Source organism: Pseudomonas sp. FYR_5 (assembly GCF_043106315.1).
GTDB lineage: Bacteria > Pseudomonadota > Gammaproteobacteria > Pseudomonadales > Pseudomonadaceae > Aquipseudomonas > Aquipseudomonas putida_Y.
In genome coordinates this window covers 9,449-28,466 of the sequence record NZ_JBICMK010000006.1, presented here as the reverse complement: position 1 = coordinate 28,466, position 19,018 = coordinate 9,449, and the positions used below count along the sequence as shown (strand labels likewise).

The 19,018-nt window shown below is 66.3% G+C and carries 1 protein-coding gene; it reads right to left on the bottom strand.

Annotated features, from left to right (window positions below):
* Positions 1-29 precede the first annotated feature (29 nt).
* Entirely contained in the window at positions 30-18,965 is an 18,936-nt protein-coding gene (locus ACF8RA_RS00395; protein ID WP_392518667.1) for a BapA/Bap/LapF family large adhesin, read from the bottom strand.
* Positions 18,966-19,018 lie beyond the last annotated feature (53 nt).

Sequence of the window (19,018 nt, the reverse complement as noted above, 5' to 3'; positions counted from 1 at the left end):
GGCATTCACCCGGCGGGTTTGCAGCGGCCTCAAACCACATGGATACCGTTTTGTACCCACAGGTGATGGCTTGGATCCTCCTGGGCCGTGTATTGGTTATAGTCGATGCCGTCGGCAGTTTGGTTCCCGACCAGCGTCCAGTTGTCCGTCATGTGAACCGAGTCTTTGTCGTCCCCCTTGATGATCAGTGTGTCGGTACCGGTTTCGGTGATTGCCACGACGTCCCCCAGGTTGAGGGTGAGCGCCACCGAACTGGTGTCGTTGAGGTCGAGGATTTCGATGTCGTGCACGCGCTCGGCCAGGTTGCCCAGGTCGATACTGGCATCACCGCCGCCCCACAGCAGGGTGTCGGTACCTGTGCCACCATCGACGCTGGCGAAGTTCTGGTCGACTACCAACAGCGTGTCGTCACCCGCCCCTCCCTGCAGGGTGATGTGGCCACCCTGGCTGCCATCGAGCTGGTCGTTGCCGTCGGTGCCGGCGATCACGTCGGTGGCCGCTGCCAGGCTGGCGAGTGCCATTGATTCGTCGCCGGTATCGGCCAGCAGCGATGTGGTCGTGGTGAGGCCGGCAGCATCGTCCACGTTGATGGTCAGGGTTGCGGTGTCGGTGGTGCCGTTCGGGTGGCTTAGCTCGTAGGTGAAGGTGTCTTGCTGGCCGACCACCGCCGAGGTGAGCCCCGCGTTGAGGGTGTAGGTGTAGCTGCCGTCGGCATGCACCAGCAACGTGCCGTAGGTGCCGGCCACGCTCACCCCGTTGTAGCCTGGGATGGTGTAGGTGTTGGCCGCTGTCAGCACGCTCAGCACGGTCAAGGCCGAACCGATGTTGTCGTCAGTCAGCAGGTTGCCGGTGGCTGCTGTCGCGCCACTGACCACGAACTCGGTCAGGTACGTTGTGGTGGTGTTCAGGCTGGTGGTGATGGAGCTGAGCAAGCCAATGCCGCCGGCGGTGACACGGACTTGGTAGGTACCGGCGCCCTGGTTCTCGAAGGTATACCCGGCGCCACCCCCCAGCACGCTGATCAGCGAACCACCCGGTACCGACTGCACCAAAACGTACTGGCCAGTGGCCGGGTTGAGCTTGAGTAGCTCGATGGTGGTGCCGTTGAGCAGGCTCAACAGGTTGGCGGAGTTGACCACCACCTGCAGGTCGGCCGTGGTGTCGGCGGCAACCGTGGTGGTGTAGGTGGCCTGACGGGTACCGATCAATGGCAGGTTCAGCGAGCCCAGCGTACTGCTGCTGGTGTCCACGCGGTTGTCCAGGGTGACCTGGCTGCTACCAACGTCGTTGACTGCGTCGACCACCGTGGCCGGTGCTCCGTAGTTGGTGTCGCTCCAGATTTCCGTGGCTTGCGGGCTGTCGATGCGCACGTACAGGTTGGCGGTATCGGACAGGCCGTTCGGGTGCACCAGCTGGTAGCTGAACACATCCACCTTGCCCACACTGTTCGGGCTGCCGTTGGGCGTGTAGGTGTAGCTGCCGTCCGCACTGATCACCAGGGTGCCGTACTGGCCCTGAACCGTCGTGGCGGTCCCGGCCGAGACGTAGCTGCCGTCTTTTAGTACTTGCAGCACGGCGGCGCTGTCCGGGCCACTGGCATCCACCGCGCCATCGGTACCCACGTCGGTAATGACGTTGCCGGAGGTAGCAATGCCGCTGCCGGTGAATTGGGTCAGGCTGGTGGAGACGATGTCCAGCGTGGTGCTCACTTCGGTGACCAGGCCGATGCCGCCACTGCCCACGGTCAGTCGGTAATCACCGGCTTGCAGCACGCCGATGTCCACCTGCAAGCCGATCGGCAGCACGATCAGGTCGAGCAGGCCCTGAGTGTTGCCGGTGGCGATGGTCACCCAAGCGCCGCTGGCGTCCTTCACCTGCAGGGTGAAGCTGGTGTTGTTGAGCAGTGCCAGCACGCTGTTGGTGGTCAGTGTGAGGGTAGGGTCGGCCGTGCTGCCTGCTGCCACCGTCCAGGTGTAGGTCTTGGAGAAGCCCGACAGCAGCGTGGTGAAGCTGTCGGTGTAGGTCTCCGTGGCGCTGACCGCTTCCAGGTTGACCGTGGCCGTGGCCAGGTTGTCACTGGCGATGACCGGTGCATTTGCATCCACATCCGGTGCCGTGACGTTGACGTTGCCCGACACGTTGCCGCGCGGGTCGCTGAGGGTCACAGACAGGATCTGGCCGTTGTCCTGAGGCGGGCTCAGGGTCACGGTGAAGGTGCCGTCCGCCTGCACCGTTGCGGTTTGCAGCACGGTACCGCCGGCGCTGCGTACGGTTACGGTGGCACCCACTTCGCCCGTACCGGTGAGGGTACTGCCATCGGCACTGAACAGCAGGTTGCCGGCAGCCGCAGGCGGGGTCAGGTCCGGTGCGGTCAGCGCAGTGCCTGTGGACACGTTACCGGCGCTGTCGGTGAGGGTGACGCTGAGCGCCTGGTTGTCGATCTGCGCCGCGGCCAGGCTGACCACGAACAGGCCGTTGCTGCCCACCGTTGCGGTACCCAGTACGGTACCGGTGCTGTTGCGCACGGTGACCGTGCTGCCGATCTGGCCAGAACCACTGACCGAGGTGCCGTTGGCGTTGATGGTGGCCAGCGGGGCAGCTGGCGGGGTGGTGTCCGGCGCAGTCAGGCTGGTGCTGGCGGACAAGTTGCCGGCAGCATCGGCCTGGCGTACCACCAGCAGTTGCCCGTCGTTCTGTGGCGAGGTCAGGGTAATGCTGAAGGTGCCGTTGGCGTGTACCACTCCGGTACCGACCTGGCCGTTCGGGCCCTGGACGGTAACGGTAGCGCCCGCTTCACCGCTACCGGTAAGCACGGTGCCCGCGCCATCGATGGCGATGTTGGTAGGGGCGGCAGGTGGCTGCAGGTCTGCGGCGGTGTAGCTTGTGCTGCCGGACGCATTGCCTGCAGCGTCAGCCTGGCTCACGCCCAGGACCTGGCCGTTGAGCTGCGCGGCGTTCAGGTTGACGGTGAACACGCCACCGCCATTCACCACCGCCGTGCCGAGCACATTGTCGCTGGCATCACGCACTGTCACCGTGGCACCGGCTTCACCCGTGCCGCTCAGCACCAGGCCATTGACAGAGAGGCTGGTCACCACCGGGTTGGCCGGTGGCGTAATGTCAGCTGCTTGCAGGAAGGTCGGCTGCGATTCGCCGCCGACCAGTGCCACCGCTGTTACCGAAATGTGCTCGCCGTTGAGCTGGGCTGCGTCCAGCGTCAGGGTGAAGGAGCCGTCCAGGGTTGCGCTGCCTGTACCGATCAGGTTGCCTGCGGCATCGTACACGCGAATGCCCACACCGCTTGGTGCACTGCCTGTCAGGGTCAGGCCGTCGCTGCCCAAGGTCACGTCGGTTGGCGGCACGGGTGGTGCGATCAAGGGTGTGACGTAGGTCGCGACCGCAGACGTATTGATACCGTCGGACTGTGTCACTTCCAGGGTGGCGAGCGAGCCCGCCGCCGGCACCAGCGTTATCTGGAAGTTGCCAGCGGCATCCACCACGCCGGTGCCGATCACGCTTCCGTCGAGGCTGACGGTGACCGTGGCATTGGCTTCGCCTTTGCCGGTCAGCACGTTGAAGGTGTTGTTGATCGCCAGGTTGGTCACCAGGTCGGGTGGCGAGGTGTCGTTGGTCTGGTAAGGGACCGCCACCGAAGCGTTGCCGGCATCATCCGTGGACACCACCGTCAGCAACTGGCCATTGTTCTGTGCCGGGCTGATCGGCACAGTGAACTGGCCGTTCTCATCCACTTCCACCGTGCCCACGATGTTGTTGTCCGGGCCCCATACCGTGATGGTGGTGCCGGCTTCGGCCGTACCCGTCATCGATGTACCGGCTGCGTTGAGCAGCAGGTCGGTCGGCTGCACTGGTGGGGTCAGGTCTGGCGCAGTCACTGCCAGTGGTACCGACGGGTTGCCAGTGGCGTCCTGGGCGACGATGGTCAGCGTTTCGCCGTTGATTTGCGGGAGGTTCAGGTCAAGGACGAAGGTGCCGTCCGGTTCCACCGTTACCTGGCCCAGCAGGTCGCCGTTGTTGTTGACCACGGTGACGCGGGTGCCGGCTTCGGCGGTACCGGTCACCTGGGTACCGCTGTCGTTGATGACGGCGATCACGGTGGCAGGTGGTGTGGTGTCCGCCGCCGTGACCGAGCTGATTGGCGAGATGTTCTCGGCTGCGTCGGTCAGGGTTACCTGCAGCACCTGGCCATTGAGCTGCGCTGCATCCAGCTCGACGATGAAGGTCCCGTCGGCGCCCACTGTGCCGGTACCGACCTGCGTGGTACCGACGTACACGCGCACGGTGGCGCCCACTTCGCCGATACCGCCCAGTTCGTCACCTGCCGCATTGAGCCGCAGTTCGGTTGCCGCAGCTGGCGGCGTGAGGTCCGGCGCTTGCACGTTGACCGGCAGGCTGACGTTGCCGGGAGGGTCGGCCTGCAGCACCGACAGGGTCTGGTTGTTGATTTGTGCAGGTGACAATTCGACGCTGAAGCTGCCATCAGCAAGCACGATACCCGTGCCCAGTACGGTACCGGCTGCGTTACTGACGATTACGGTGGCGCCGGCCTCGCCCAGGCCGCTGACCACACTGCCGTCGGCGTTGATCACCACTAGGGTGAGCGGGTCGGGTGGAGTGAAGTCCGGGGTTTGCAGGGTTGCCACTGCCGAGACGTTGCCGGCCGCATCGGCCTGGGTGAAGCTGAGCAGCTCGGCGTTGCCCAGTGCCGGGCTCAGCGTGATGGTGAAGTGGCCGCTGGCATCGACGGTGGCGCTGCCGATTTCCTCGCCTGCCGGGTTGGTCACGGTCACCAGCGCGCCTACTTCGCCGCGGCCGGTGAGGGTGACACCATCACCGGAAACGGCCAGTTCGCCTGGTGCCGTTGGCGGTGTGGTATCGGGTGCGGTGATGGCGCTGGCGGCAGACTGGTTGCCAGCCGCATCGGTCAGCACCACTTGCACCTGTTGGCCGTTGGCCTGCGGCGATGTGAGGTTGACCTGGAAGGTGCCGTCGGCGCGCACCGTTGCACTGCCCAGCACCGAACCATCAGCGGCGAGCACACGCACGGCGGCACCTGCTTCGCCGGTACCGTTCAGCAAGCTGCCACCCCCAGCGAAGGCCAGGTTGCCGGCAGCATCCGGCGCGACGCGGTCAGGGGCTGTCAGGCTGATGCTGTTGGACTCGTTGCCGGCCACATCGGACTGGCTGGCGCTGAGCTGTTCGCCGTTGACTTGAGCGGCGCTCAGGTCGACGTTGAAGTCGCCATTGGCATCGACCACGGCAGTGCCCAGGTCGATACCGCCTTCGCCAAGCACGGTAACGGTGGCACCTGCTTCACCGCGGCCACTGAGTATCAGGCCGTCGTTGGACAACACCAGATTGGTCAGTGGCTGCGGTGCCGTGGTGTCCGGTGCCTGTAGGGTAGCGGGCAGCGATACGGTGCCATCGGTGCCCGTTGCGCTGACCTGCAGCACTTCGCCATTGGCCTGTGCACTGCCCAGATTGACAGTGAACGTGCCATCGTTACCGACCGGGCTGCTGCCGAGCAATACGCCGTTGGGGCCGTAGACCTTGACTGTATTGCCCGCCTCAGCGGTGCCGGTCACTGACAAGCCGTCGGCGGCCAATATCAGGTTGTCCGGCGTGGCCGGTGCCAGCACCCCTGGCGCAGTCACGCTTTGTGCCGGGGAGATGTTCTGTGCGGCATCGACCTGGACCACGCTCAGGCTTTCACCCGTGATCGCTGCCGGCGACAGGGACACGCTGAAGTGACCGTCAGCCGCCACTGTAACGTTGCCTAGCACGGTACCGTCTGGTGCCCGTACGGTCACAGTTGCGCCTGCTTCGCCATCGCCGGTGAGGGTGGCGCCATTGGCGGACACCGCCAGGTTGGTCACGGCAGCCGGCGGCGTGGTGTCGGCTGCGGTGTAAGGTGCGGCCGGCGACACGTTGCCGGCTGCGTCGGTGGCGGTTACCTGCAGCGTCTGGCCATTGGTCTGGGCACTGTTCAGGGTGACCTGGAAGGTGCCGTTGCTGCCCGCTACCGCTGTGCCCAGCACGTTGCCGCTGGCATCGCGTACGGTCACGGTGCTGTTGGCTTCGGCGTTACCGGTCAGTTGCAGCCCGGTAGCCGACAGGGCGAGTGCTGTCGGTGCCGTAGGCGGGGTGAAGTCCGGTGCGGTGACCGCCACGGCGGTGGAGGTGTTGTTGCCCGCGTCGGTCTGCGTAACGCTCAGGAGCTGGGCGTTGAGCTGGGCGCTGTTCAGGGTGAGGGTAAAGCTGCCATTGGCCGCTACCAGGCCGGTGCCGATGATGGTCCCGTCCGGGCCGTGAACGGTGACCGTGGCACCGGCTTCGCCCAGGCCGGTCAGGGTCAGGCCGTTGCTGTTCAGCACCACGTTGGTCAAAGGCGCGGGTGGGGTCAGGTCCGGGGTTGTCACATTGATCGCAGGCGAGGTGTTGCTGGCGGCATCCACTTGCGTCACGCCGATGACCTGGCCGTTTGCTTGTGGCGTGTCGAAAGTCACCGTGAAGCGACCGTCTGCGCCCACCGTGGCTGTGCCGAGCAAGGCGCCGGCGGCATTGCGTACCTGTACCGTGGCGCCCGCTTCACCGCTGCCGGAAAGCTGGCGGCCGTCCTGGCTCAACACCGGGTTACTGATGGCCGCCGGCGGTGTGTGGTCTGGCGTGGCCAGGCTGGCCGGGCCTGACACATTGCCCGCGGCATCGCTGAGGGTGACCTGTAGCGGGCTACCGGTGACCTGCGCGCTGGGCAGGGTGATCTGGAACTGGCCGCTCTGGTTGACGGTGCCAGTGGCGAGGATGGCGCCGCTGGCGTCGCGCACGGTGACGCTGGCACCGGCTTCGCCCTGGCCGCTGAGCACGGTGGCTGCGCTGTTGAGGCTGAGGTTGCTGGCCGCCAGTGGTGCCTGCAGGTCAGGCGCTTGCAGGGTGGCCGCGAGCGAAACGTTACCTGCAGCATCAGCCTGGGTCACGATCAGGTTCTGCCCATTGGCCACGGCCGGCGAGAAGCTGACGCTGAACAGGCCATTGCTGTCCACGGTTGCAGTCCCCAGCAAGGTGCCTTGTGCGTCTGTCACGCGCACGGTTGCGCCCACTTCGCCTTGGCCGGTCAGCGTACTGCCGGTGGCGTTGAGGTTTACCTGCGTCGGCGCGTCAGGTGCCGTGGTGTCATTGGCCACGATAATGGCCGGCACCGAAGGTTGGCCATCGGCGGTAGCCTTGGCACTGACCTGCAAGGTCTGGGCGTTGAGCTGGGCGTCCTGGAAGAACACTCGGAAAGTACCGTCGCTGCCGACCGTAGCGCTGCCCAGGGTGGCGCCCCCGGATGTCACGGTAATCAGCGAGCCGACCGTACCTTGACCGGTCAGCAGGAAACCGTCGGCACTGATGGCAAGGGCCGAAGGCGTGGCCACTTCGGCACCTGTCGGGCCAGTCAGTGGTATTTCAGGCGATTCGTTGCCGGCAGGATCGATCACCACTACATCGACGGTTTCGCCTGATGCCAGGGGTGGGTCGACCGGTATCACGAAGGTGCCGTCCGGCCCTGCAGTTACAGTGCCGCGCACGGTGTCATCCGGGTTGCGGATTTCCACTGTGCTGCCAGGTTCGGCTGTGCCGCCGACCGAGCTGCCGTCCGGGCTTACGGTAAGGCCGGTGGCGGGCTCCGGGTTGGTTGTGTCCGGCGCAGTCACAGAGACCGGTGCCGAATCGTTGCCGGCTGCGTCCGTCACCACCACGGTCACGGTCTGGCCGTTGTTCTGCGGGATATCCAACGGCACGCTGAAGCTGCCATCCGGGTTGACCGCAACGGTAATCACGTTGCCGGCCTCATCGCTCACAGTCACCGAACTGGCGCCCGGTGCGTTACCGGTCACAGCGGTGCCATCGCCGTTGACTGCAACGTCGGTGGGCAGTGCCGGTGGCGTGATGTCTGGCGCAATGATCTGGCTGGGCTGCGAAATGTTGCCGGCCGCATCGGTCAGCGTCACATCCAGGGGCTGGCCGTCCAGCTGTGCGGGCGACAGTGGGACCGTGAAGCTACCGCCAGCGGGCACGACGGTGGTGCCGACCAACGTGCCGTCGGCAAGCTTCACTTCCACCGTGGAACCAGCTTCACCTGTACCTTGGATGGCGTTGCCGCCCGAGGTGATCGTGAGGTCGGCAGGCGCAGCTGGCGCAGTGCTGTCGTCAGCGGTGAAAGTGGCCGACGGCGAGGCATTGCCGCCGCCATCGATCAGCACCACCGACAGCACTTCACCGTTGGTCTGTGCGGGGGAGAGTGCCACTTCGAACGTGCCGTCTGCATTCACCGGGAGGGTGCCTAGCAGGTCGCCCGCAGCGTTGCGTACCTCTACGGTGCTGCCTGCCTCGCCCTGCCCGCTGAGCAATGTGCCGGTAGGGTCAAGGCCCAGACCTTGCGCCGGCAGCGGTGCCTCGAGGTCAGGTGCGGTCACGGTGCCAGCGGGCGAGCCGTTGCCGCTATTGTCCGCCTGAGTGACAGACAGCGTCTGGCCATTGAGCTGTGGCGGATCGATTGCCACCTGGAAGGTGCCATCGGGCTGGACCGTTGCGGTGCCCAGTACTGCGCCGCCAGTGCCGGTCACGGTCACCTGCGCACCCGGCTCGCCGCTGCCGCTCAGGCTGCTGCCGTCGCCAGCCAGGACCAAATCGGTGGGGCTATCGGGTGCCTGGGTATCCGGTGCCAACAGGTCGACCGCCGCCGACAGGTTGCCGGCCGCGTCGCGTTGCTCCACGGTCAGTGCCTGGCCGTTGGTCTGCGGCGTGTCGAGGGTAATTTCGAAAGCGCCGCCAGCGCCGACCACTGTGCTGCCCAGCACGCTGCCGTCCGGTCCGCGCACGGTGACAGTAGCACCTGGTTCGCCGTTGCCGGTGATCGTGGTGCCGGTGCCGTCGATGGCCGGGCTGGTGACCACTTGCGGTGGGGTAGAGTCGGGTGCAGTGAAGTCCACTGGCCCTGCGCTGTTGCCCAGGTTATCGGTAGCTTCCACGGTCAGGCTTTCGCCATTGCGTTGTGGCGCGTTGAGGGTGACGTCGAATCGGCCGTCACCGCCCACGGTGGCAGTGCCCAGCACGTTGCCTTCGGCGTCACGCACGGTGACGATGGAGCCGCTTTGACCTTGGCCTGTGAGGTGAATGCCAGCGGTATCGATGGCCAGCCCGGAGGGTTGCAGCGGGCCGTCGGTATCGGGCGCCACGATGGTGGCGGTCGAGGTGTTGCCAGCCGGGTCGCGCAATACCACGTCCAGTTCCTGGCCGTCGGTCTGCGGTGGGTTCAGGACCACGCTGATCACACCGTCGGCACCGACCTGGGCGTTGCCCAGCACAGTACCGTCGGCGCTGATGACTTGCACGGTGGTGCCCGGTTCACCGCGACCGGTGAGCAGGTCGCCCTCGGCGTTCAGTTGCAGTTCGCTGGCTTCATTGGGCGGGGTGATATCGGGGGCGGTGATCTGGGTAGGCAGCGAACTGTTGCCAGCGCCGTCAATCGCCACGACATCCAGTGCCTCGCCGTTGGCCTGTGCGGGGGTCAGGCCGATGGTGAAGCTGCCATCCGGGCCGGCCTGGACGCTGCCCAGGACATTGCCCTGCGCGTCACGCACTTGCACCTGCGTATCTGCCGGTGCGGTACCGGAAACGCTGGAGCCGTCGCCGGCCACCACCACGCCGCTCGGGCTTTCGGGCAGCGGTGTATCGGCAACGGTCACACTGACCGCTGCCGAGGTATTGCCGGCGGCATCAGTCTGCACCAGCACGAGGTTCTCTCCGGCGGCCAGCGGTGCCTCCAGATCGACCACGAAGGTGCCGTTTGGCGCCACGGTGCCGGTACCGATGACTGCACCTTGGGCATCACGCACTTCCACCGTGGCACCGGGCTCGCCACGGCCCGAGACGGCCAGGCTGCCATCGCCTGCCACCACGTCGGCGACGATCGCTGGCGCGGTAATGTCCGGGGCCACGTAGCTCAGCGGCACCGAAGTGTTACCTGCTGCATCAATCACCGTGATGGACAAGGTTTCGCCATTGGCCTGTGGCGGGTCGAGGGTCAGGCTGAAGCTGCCATCCGGCTCGGCAATGGCGCTACCGATCAGGTTGCCCGAGGCATCTTCAACCTCCACTCGGGCGCCTGCTTCTGCAGTGCCGACCAGGCTGTCGCCATTGCTCAGTACCAGGTCGGTTGGTTGCAGCGGTGCCACCAGGTCCGGCGCTGTCAGCGGGGTAGGTGTAGAGACGTTGCCGGCGGCGTCGGTCAGGGTCACTTGCAGGGACGAGCCATCCACCACCGGGGTGGGCAGTTGTACATTGAAGCTGCCATCGGGCTGAACGGTGCCGCTCACCAGCACCTGCCCCTGATCGTTGCGCACCTCCACGGTGGCGCCCGCTTCGCCGCGCCCGGAGACTGTGCGGCCATCGTTACTGATGGCCAGCTCGGTAGCGGGCTCCGGCGGTGTGGTGTCGCCGCCGTTGTCCACGATCGGTGCGGTGACGCTACCGGCCGTGGAGGCGTTGCCTGCGGCATCGGTGGCCGTCACCTGCAACTGCTCGCCTGCCACTTGTGGCGGAGTGAGGTCGATGCTGAAAGCGCCGCTGGCCCCCACCACGACACTGCCCAACACCGTGGTGCCGTCGGCGGCCAGCACACGGACGGTGCTGCCTGATTCGGCGCGGCCACTGACGACGCTACCATCGCCACTGATTGCGAGATCGCTGGGTGCCACAGGCGGGGTGATGTCTGGTGCGGCGACCTGCACTGGCAACGACGAGGTGCCGTTGTTGTCGATCGCCACCACGTCCAGCAACTCGCCATTGGCCTGGGCCGGTGTGAGCACCACGGTGAAGGTGCCTTCGGCACCCACCACGATGCTACCGACCAGCGTGCCGTTGGCATCATGCACTTCCACACGGCTGCCTGCCGGAGCAGAGCCGCTGATGCTGCTGCCATCGGCGGCCACGACCAGTTCGCTCGGGCTGGTAGGCGTGACCACCAGTGGCACGTCGTAGGTCAGCGCTTCAGAGGCGTTGCCGCTCGGGTCGGTCTGTACCAGGCTCAGGCGTTCACCCGGCAGCGCAGCTGGATCGAGGTCGATCAGGAAAGTCCCGTTCGCGGTCACTGTGCCGGTACCGATCAGCGTGCCATTGGCATCGCGCGCCTCGACGGTTGCACCGGCTTCGCCGCGACCGCCCAGGGTCAGGCCGTCGGCGCCGACCACAATGTTGCTGACCACGGCAGGTGCGGTGATGTCCGGGGCATCGAACTGTAGGGGTGAAGAGACATTGCCGGCGGTATCGACCAGACGGATATCGAGGATTTCGCCATTGGCCTGGGCTGGCGACAGGGTAATGCTGAAGCTGCCGGTTTCATTGACCAGACCAGTGCCGAGCAAGTTGCCCGAGGCATCGAAGGCCTGCACTGTCGTGCCAGGCTCGCCGTTGCCGCTCAGGGTCACGCCGTCGGCCAAGGCCAGGCCGGTCGGCTGGGCCGGGGCCTGCAAGTCCGGGGTAGCCACCGACGCCGGTGCAGAAGCATTGCCGCTGGCATCAGTCAGCACCACTTGCAGGTTGCTGCCATCTTTCACCGGTGGGTCGAGGGTGATCTGGAAGGTACCGTCCGGGTTGACCGAGCCGCTGGCCAGTACATTGCCCTGGGCATCGCGCACCTGCACGCTGGCACCGGCTTCGCCGCGACCATTGAGCTGGGCGCCGGCCAGGTCGACTACCAGGTTGGTCGCGGCATCCGGTGGGGTGATGTCGCCACCGTCGATGTCCGGTGCGGTGATGTCGCCGGCCGTGGAGGTGTTGCCTGCCGCATCGGTGGCGGTGACTTGCAGCACCTCGCCGTCTACCTGTGGCGGGTCGAGGGGGATGCTGAAACTGCCAGTGGCGTCGACCACCACACTACCCAGCACGGTGGTGCCATCGGCGGCCATCACACGCACGGTGCTGCCCACTTCAGCGCGGCCGGTGACCACGCTGCCGTCGGCATTGATCACCAGTTCGCTCGGGGTGACCGGCGGGGTGATGTCCGGTGCGGTGACCTGCACGGGTAGCGATGTAGCGCCGCTGCCGTCGATGGCCACCACGTCCAGCAATTCGCCGTTGGCCTGGGCCGGGTTGAGGATGACGGTGAAGGTGCCATCGACACCTGCCACGACACTGCCGACCAGTGTGCCGTTGGCATCGTGTACTTCCACGCGGCTGCCTGCCGGGGCTGCACCGGTGATGCTGACGCCGTTCTCAGCAACTACCAGGTCGCTTGGGCTGGCGGGCGCAGTGGTTACCGGAACTTCATATTGCAGGGCCTCGGAGGCGTTGCCGCTCGCATCGGTTTGCACCAGGCTCAACTGAGCGCCCGGCTGGGCAGCCGGGTCCAGGTCGACCTCGAAGGTGCCGTTGGCGCCGACGGTGCCAGTACCGATGACAGTGCCGTTGGCATCACGTACTTGTACGGTAGCACCCGCTTCGCCCCGGCCACTGAGCACCAGGCCATCGGCGCCGACCACGATGTTGCTGACAGTAGCTGGCGGCGTGATGTCCGGTGCAGTGAACGCCAGCGGCGTCGAACTATTGCCGGCGGTGTCCACCACGCGAATGTCCAGTGCTTCACCATTGGCCTGGGCGGGGAACAGCGTGACGCTGAAGGTGCCGTCTTCGTTGACCAGGCCTGTGCCGATCAGGCTGCCGATGGCATTGCGCACCTGTACGGTGGCACCGGGCTCGCCGCGGCCGGTGAAGGTCACACCATCAACCAAGGCCAGCTCGGTTGGCTGCGCCGGGGACTGCAAGTCTGGCGCGGCGACTGAACCGGGTTGCGAGACATTGCCGGCAGCGTCGGTCAGGGTCACTTGCAGGGTACTGCCATCGGTGATGGCCGGGTTCAAGGTGATGGCGAAGGTGCCATCTGGGTTGACCGTGCCCGTGGCAACCACGGTGCCTGCGCCATCGCGAACCTGAAGGCTGGAACCGGCTTCACCGCGACCGGTCAGCTGGCTACCGGCAGTGTTGACCGCCAGGTTGGTCGGGGCCTCCGGAGGCGTTGTGTCGCCGCCGTCGATGTCCGGCGCGGTAAGGTTGCCGGCGATGGAGGCGTTGCCTGCCGTATCGGTGGCCGTCACTTGCAGCACCTCGCCGTCTACCTGTGGCGGGTCGAGGGTGATGCTGAAGCTGCCGGTAGCGCCCACTGCCACGCTACCCAGCACAGTGGTGCCGTCGGCGGCCAGCACGCGCACGGTGCTGCCCGGTTCGGCACGGCCGGTGACCACGCTGCCGTCGGCATTGATCACCAACTCGGTCGGTGCGGCAGGGGCGGTGATGTCAGGGGCGGTGATCTGTGCGGGCAGCGAGGAAACGCCGCCGTCATCGATGGCGACCACGTCCAGCAGTTCGCCGTTGGCCTGGGCCGGGTCGAGGGGTACGGTGAAGCTGCCGTCGGGGCCAGCCACCACAGTGCCAATCAGTGTGCCGTTGGCGTCATGCACTTCCACGCGGGTGCCGGCAGGTGCGGTACCGCTGATGCTGCTGCCGTCTTCGGCGACCACCAGGTCGCTAGGGCTGACAGGCGCAGTGGTGACCGGGACTTCGAATTGCAGTGCCGAGGATGCGTTGCCGCTTGGGTCGGTCTGCACCAGGCTCAGTTGCTCGCCCGGCTGTGCGGCCGGGGCGAGGTCGATCAGGAAGGTGCCGTTGGCGCCGACAGTGCCGGTACCGATGACAGTGCCATTGGCATCGCGTACTTCGACGGTGGCGCCGGGCTCGCCGCGACCGCTCAGGGCCAGGCCGTCAGCGCCGACCAGGATGTCGGTGACCGCATCGGGCGGAGTGATGTCCGGCGCATCGAATTGCAGTGGTGCCGAGGCGTTGCCTGCGGCATCCACCACGCGAATGTCCAGGGCTTCTCCATTGGCCTGGGCGGGGAACAGCGTGACGCTGAAGGTGCCGTCTTCGTTGATCAAGCCAGTGCCAATCAGGTTACCGCCGGCATCGCGCACCTGCACGGTAGCACCAGGCTCACCGCGACCGGTGAAGGTGACGCCATCGGCCAGGGCCAGGTCAGTCGGTTGTGCGGGCGGCAGCAGGTCTGCCGAGGTGACCGAGCCCGGTTGCGATACGTTGCCGGCGGCGTCGGTGAGGGTGACCTGCAAGGTGCTGCCGTCGTTCACGGCAGGGTCCAGGGTGACGGTGAAAGTGCCATCCGCGTCGACGGTGCCAGTCGCGAGGATGTTGCCGGCCGCGTCACGCACCTGCACGGTGGTGCCCACTTCGCCTCGACCACTGAGTTGGCTGCCGGCAAGGCCGATCACCAGATTGGTCGCGGTCTCCGGTGGCGTTGTGTCGCCGCCGTCGATGTCCGGCGCGGTAAGGTTGCCGGCGGTGGAGGCGTTGCCTGCCACATCGGTGGCGGTGACTTGCAGCACCTCGCCGTCTACCTGTGGCGGGTCGAGGGTGATGCTGAAGCTGCCGGTAGCGCCCACTGCCACGCTACCCAGCACCGTGGTGCCGTCGGCGGCCAGCACGCGTACGGTGCTGCCCGGCTCGGCGCGGCCGGTGACCACGCTGCCGTCGGTATTGATCACCAATTCGGTCGGTGCGGCAGGGGCGGTGATGTCGGGAGCGGTGATCTGTGCGGGCAGCGAGGAAACGCCGCCGTCATCGATGGCCACCACGTCCAGCAGTTCGCCGTTGGCCTGGGCCGGGTCGAGGGTTACGGTGAAGCTGCCGTCGGGACCAGCCACCACAGTGCCGATCAGTGTGCCGTTGGCATCATGCACTTCCACGCGGGTGCCGGCAGGTGCGTTACCGGTCAGGGTAGTGCCATCAGCATCGATGACCAGATTGCTCGGGCTGTCGGGCGCGGTGGTCAGCGGTACGTCGTACTCGGTAGCCACGGAAGCATTGCCGCTTGGATCGGTTTGCACCAGGCTCAACTGCTCGCCTGGCTGCGCGGCTGGATCCAGATCGATCAGGAAGGTGCCATTGGCTCCCACAACACCCGTGCCGATCACGGCGTCATTGGCATTGCGCACTTCGACGGTGGCGCCGGGTTCGCCGCGACCGCTCAGGGCCAGGCCATCAGCGCCGACGGCAATATTGGTTACTGCCTCAGGCGGAGTGATGTCCGGCGAATCGAATTGCAATGGAGCAGAGCTGTTACCGGCGGCATCCACCAGACGTACATCGAGTGCTTCACCATTGGCCTGAGCAGGCGACAGGGTGAGGCTGAACAGGCCGTCGGCCCCGGCGACACTGGTGCCAATCAGGTTACCGCCGGCATCGCGCACCTGCACGGTAGCACCAGGCTCACCGCGACCGGTGAAGGTGACACCATCGGCCAGGGCCAGGTCAGTCGGTTGTGCGGGCGGCAGCAGGTCTGCCGAGGTGACCGAGCCCGGTTGCGATACGTTGCCGGCGGCGTCGGTGAGGGTGACTTGCAAAGTACTGCCGTCGTTCACGGCAGGGTCCAGGGTGACGGTGAAGGTGCCATCCTCGGCGACAGTGCCAGTCGCGAGGATGTCGCCGGCCGCGTCACGCACCTGCACGGCAGTGCCGGCTTCGCCTCGGCCACTGAGTTGGCTGCCGGCAAGGCCGATCACCAGATTGGTCGGGGCTTCAGGCGGGGTGGTATCGCCGCCATCGATGTCCGGGGCGGTGACCGAGCTGGCTACGGAGGCATTACCAGCGGCATCGGTCGCGGTGGCCTGCAGGACTTCACCATCAATCTGCGGTGGGGTGAGGTTGATGCTGAACGCCCCGGTCGGGCCGACCACGGTAGCGCCCAGTTCGGTGCCGTCGGCAGCCAGGATGCGCACGGTGCTGCCCGGTTCGGCACGGCCGGTGATAACGCTGCCTTCCGCGCTCACGGCCAGTTCGGTCGGTGCGGCAGGGGCGGTGATGTCGGGGGCGGTGATCTGGGTGGGCAGTGAGGAAACGCCGCCATCATCGATGGCGACCACGTCCAGCAGTTCGCCGTTGGCCTGGGCCGGGTCGAGGGTTACGGTGAAGCTGCCGTCGGGGCCAGCCACCACAGTGCCGATCAGTGTGCCGTTGGCGTCATGCACTTCCACGCGGCTGCCGGCAGGTGCGGTACCGCTGATGCTGCTGCCGTCTTCGGCGACCACCAGTTCGCTGGGGCTGACAGGCGCAGTGGTGACCGGGACTTCGAATTGCAGTGCCGAGGATGCGTTGCCGCTTGGGTCGGTCTGCACCAGGCTCAGTTGCTCGCCCGGCTGTGCGGCCGGGGCGAGGTCGATCAGGAAGGTGCCATTGGCACCCACGACACCCGTGCCGATCACGGTGCCATTGGCATCGCGCACTTCGACGGTGGCGCCAGGCTCGCCGCGACCGCTCAGGGCCAGGCCGTCAGCGCCGACCAGGATGTCGGTGACCGCATCGGGCGGCGTAATGTCCGGCGCATCGAATTGCAGTGGTGCCGAGGCGTTGCCGGCGGCATCCACCACGCGAATGTCCAGAGCTTCACCATTGGCCTGGGCGGGGAACAGCGTGACGCTGAAGGTGCCGTCTTCGTTGACCAAGTCAGTGCCAATCAGGTTGCCGGCAGCATCGCGCACCTGCACGGTAGCACCAGGCTCACCGCGACCGGTGAAGGTGACGCCATCGGCCAGTGCCAGGTCGGTCGGTTGTGCGGGCGGCAGCAGGTCTGCCGAGGTGACCGAGCCCGGTTGCGATACGTTGCCGGCGGCGTCGGTGAGGGTGACTTGCAAAGTACTGCCGTCGTTCACGGCAGGGTCCAGGGTGACGGTGAAGGTGCCATCCTCGGCGACAGTGCCAGTCGCGAGGATGTCGCCGGCCGCGTCACGCACCTGCACGGCAGTGCCGGCTTCGCCTCGGCCACTGAGTTGGCTGCCGGCAAGGCCGATCACCAGATTGGTCGGGGTCTCCGGTGGCGTTGTGTCGCCGCCGTCGATGTCCGGCGCGGTAAGGTTGCCGGCGGTGGAGGTGTTGCCTGCCACATCGGTGGCGGTGACTTGCAGCACCTCGCCGTCTACCTGTGGCGGGTCGAGGGTGATGCTGAAGCTGCCGGTAGCGCCCACTGCCACGCTACCCAGCACAGTGGTGCCGTCGGCGGCCAGCACGCGTACGGTGCTGCCCGGTTCGGCGCGGCCGGTGACCACGCTGCCGTCGGCATTGATCACCAACTCGGTCGGTGCGGCAGGGGCGGTGATGTCGGGGGCGGTGATTTGTGCGGGCAGAGAGGAAACGCCGCCGTCATCGATGGCGACCACGTCCAGCAGTTCGCCGTTGGCTTGTGCGGGATTCAGTTCGATGCTGAAGCTGCCATCGGCGTTGGCAATGGCACTGCCAATCAACGTGCCGTTGGCATCATGCACCTGCACACGGCTGCCGGCTGGCGCGGTACCGGTGAGGGTGATGCCATCAGCATCGATGGCCAGATTGCTTGGGCTGTCGGGCGCGGAGGTCAGTGGGACGTCGTACTCGGTAGCCACGGACGCATTGCCGCTTGGGTCGGCCTGTACCAGACTCAACTGCTCGCCCGGCTGCACCGCCGGATCCAGATCAATCAGGAAGGTGCCATTGGCTCCCACAACACCTGTGCCGATCACGGTGCCATTGGCGTCGCGCACTTCGACAGTGGCGCCGGGTTCGCCGCGACCGCTCAGGGCCAGGCCGTCAGCGTCGACGGCAATGCTGCTCACCGCATCGGGCGGGGTAATGTCCGGCGCATCGAATTGCAGTGGGGTAGAGCTGTTACCGGCGGCATCCACCAGACGCACGTCGAGTGCTTCACCATTGGCCTGGGCCGGCGACAGGGTGAGGCTGAACAGGCCGTCGGCCCCGACGACACCAGTACCGATGACAGCACCGCCGGCATCGCGTACCTGCACGGTAGCGCCGGGCTCACCGCGACCCGTGAAGGTGACGCCTTCGGCCAGGGCCAGGTCGGTCGGTTGTTCAGGGGCTGTAGTATCAGGGGTGTCGACGTCCGGTGCCGTGATGCTGGCAACTGTCGAGCTATTGCCAGCCGCGTCTGCGGCGCTGATCTCCAGGGCCTGGCCGTCGATTTGTGGCGGTTGCAGAGTGATGCTGAACTGGCCGTCGACACCGGCCACAGCAGTGCCCAGCAATACGCCACCTGCGCCTCGTACGGAAACCGTCGAGCCGGGCTCGGCACGACCGGTGAGCGTGGTGCCCTGTTCATTGATAGCCAGGTCGGTCGGCGCCAGTGGTGCCGTTGCGTCCGGCGCAGTGACAGTGCCAGGCGCCGAGACATTGCCGGCGGCGTCGGTCAGGGTGACATCAAGGTTTTCGCTGTTGATCTGCGGCGCACTCAACGTCACGTCGAAGTTACCGTCGGCACCCACTGTGCCGCTGCCGATCAGGTTGCCGGCGGCGTCGCGGATGTTCACCGTGGTGCCTGCTTCGCCACGGCCGGTCAGACGCAGGCCATCCGGTGAAACCAGCAGGTCGATCGGCGTGGCCGGTGCGCTGGTGTCGGGGTCGGAACCGCCGCTGCTGCCCCCGCCTCCATTGTCCGCCGCTGCTGCCGCGCCGCCCACGCCGAGCAGGCTGAGCCCGGCAATCGCCCAAGTTGGCATGGCGCTGCCTGCAGTACCGATGCCCGCAACCAGTTCGTCCAGCGAGGCCACTTCTTCGAAGGTGAAACCGGTGAACGCTGCCGCATCGTACTGGGCATGCCACAGGGTGCCGTCTTCGCCGACGAAGACCATATCGCTGCCGACGCCGGCCTGGTCCACGGCGAAGAAGTTACCGATGGTGACTTTTTCACCCGACTTCAGGGTGACGATCAGGTCCTGCCCGCGTTGGGTAACGGTGGCCACTTTGTCGGGAGATACCGGTATCTGAACGACGCTTGGTGCTTTGAGATTGATATTGCCCCAGGCGCTCTGAGTGGCGACTTCGGATTGCTTATCGGCGACGACGATGTTGTCCATGGATGCTCCCTGCTGATATCCGGATCCCCCGGCCCGACATTTGGGCCACGACC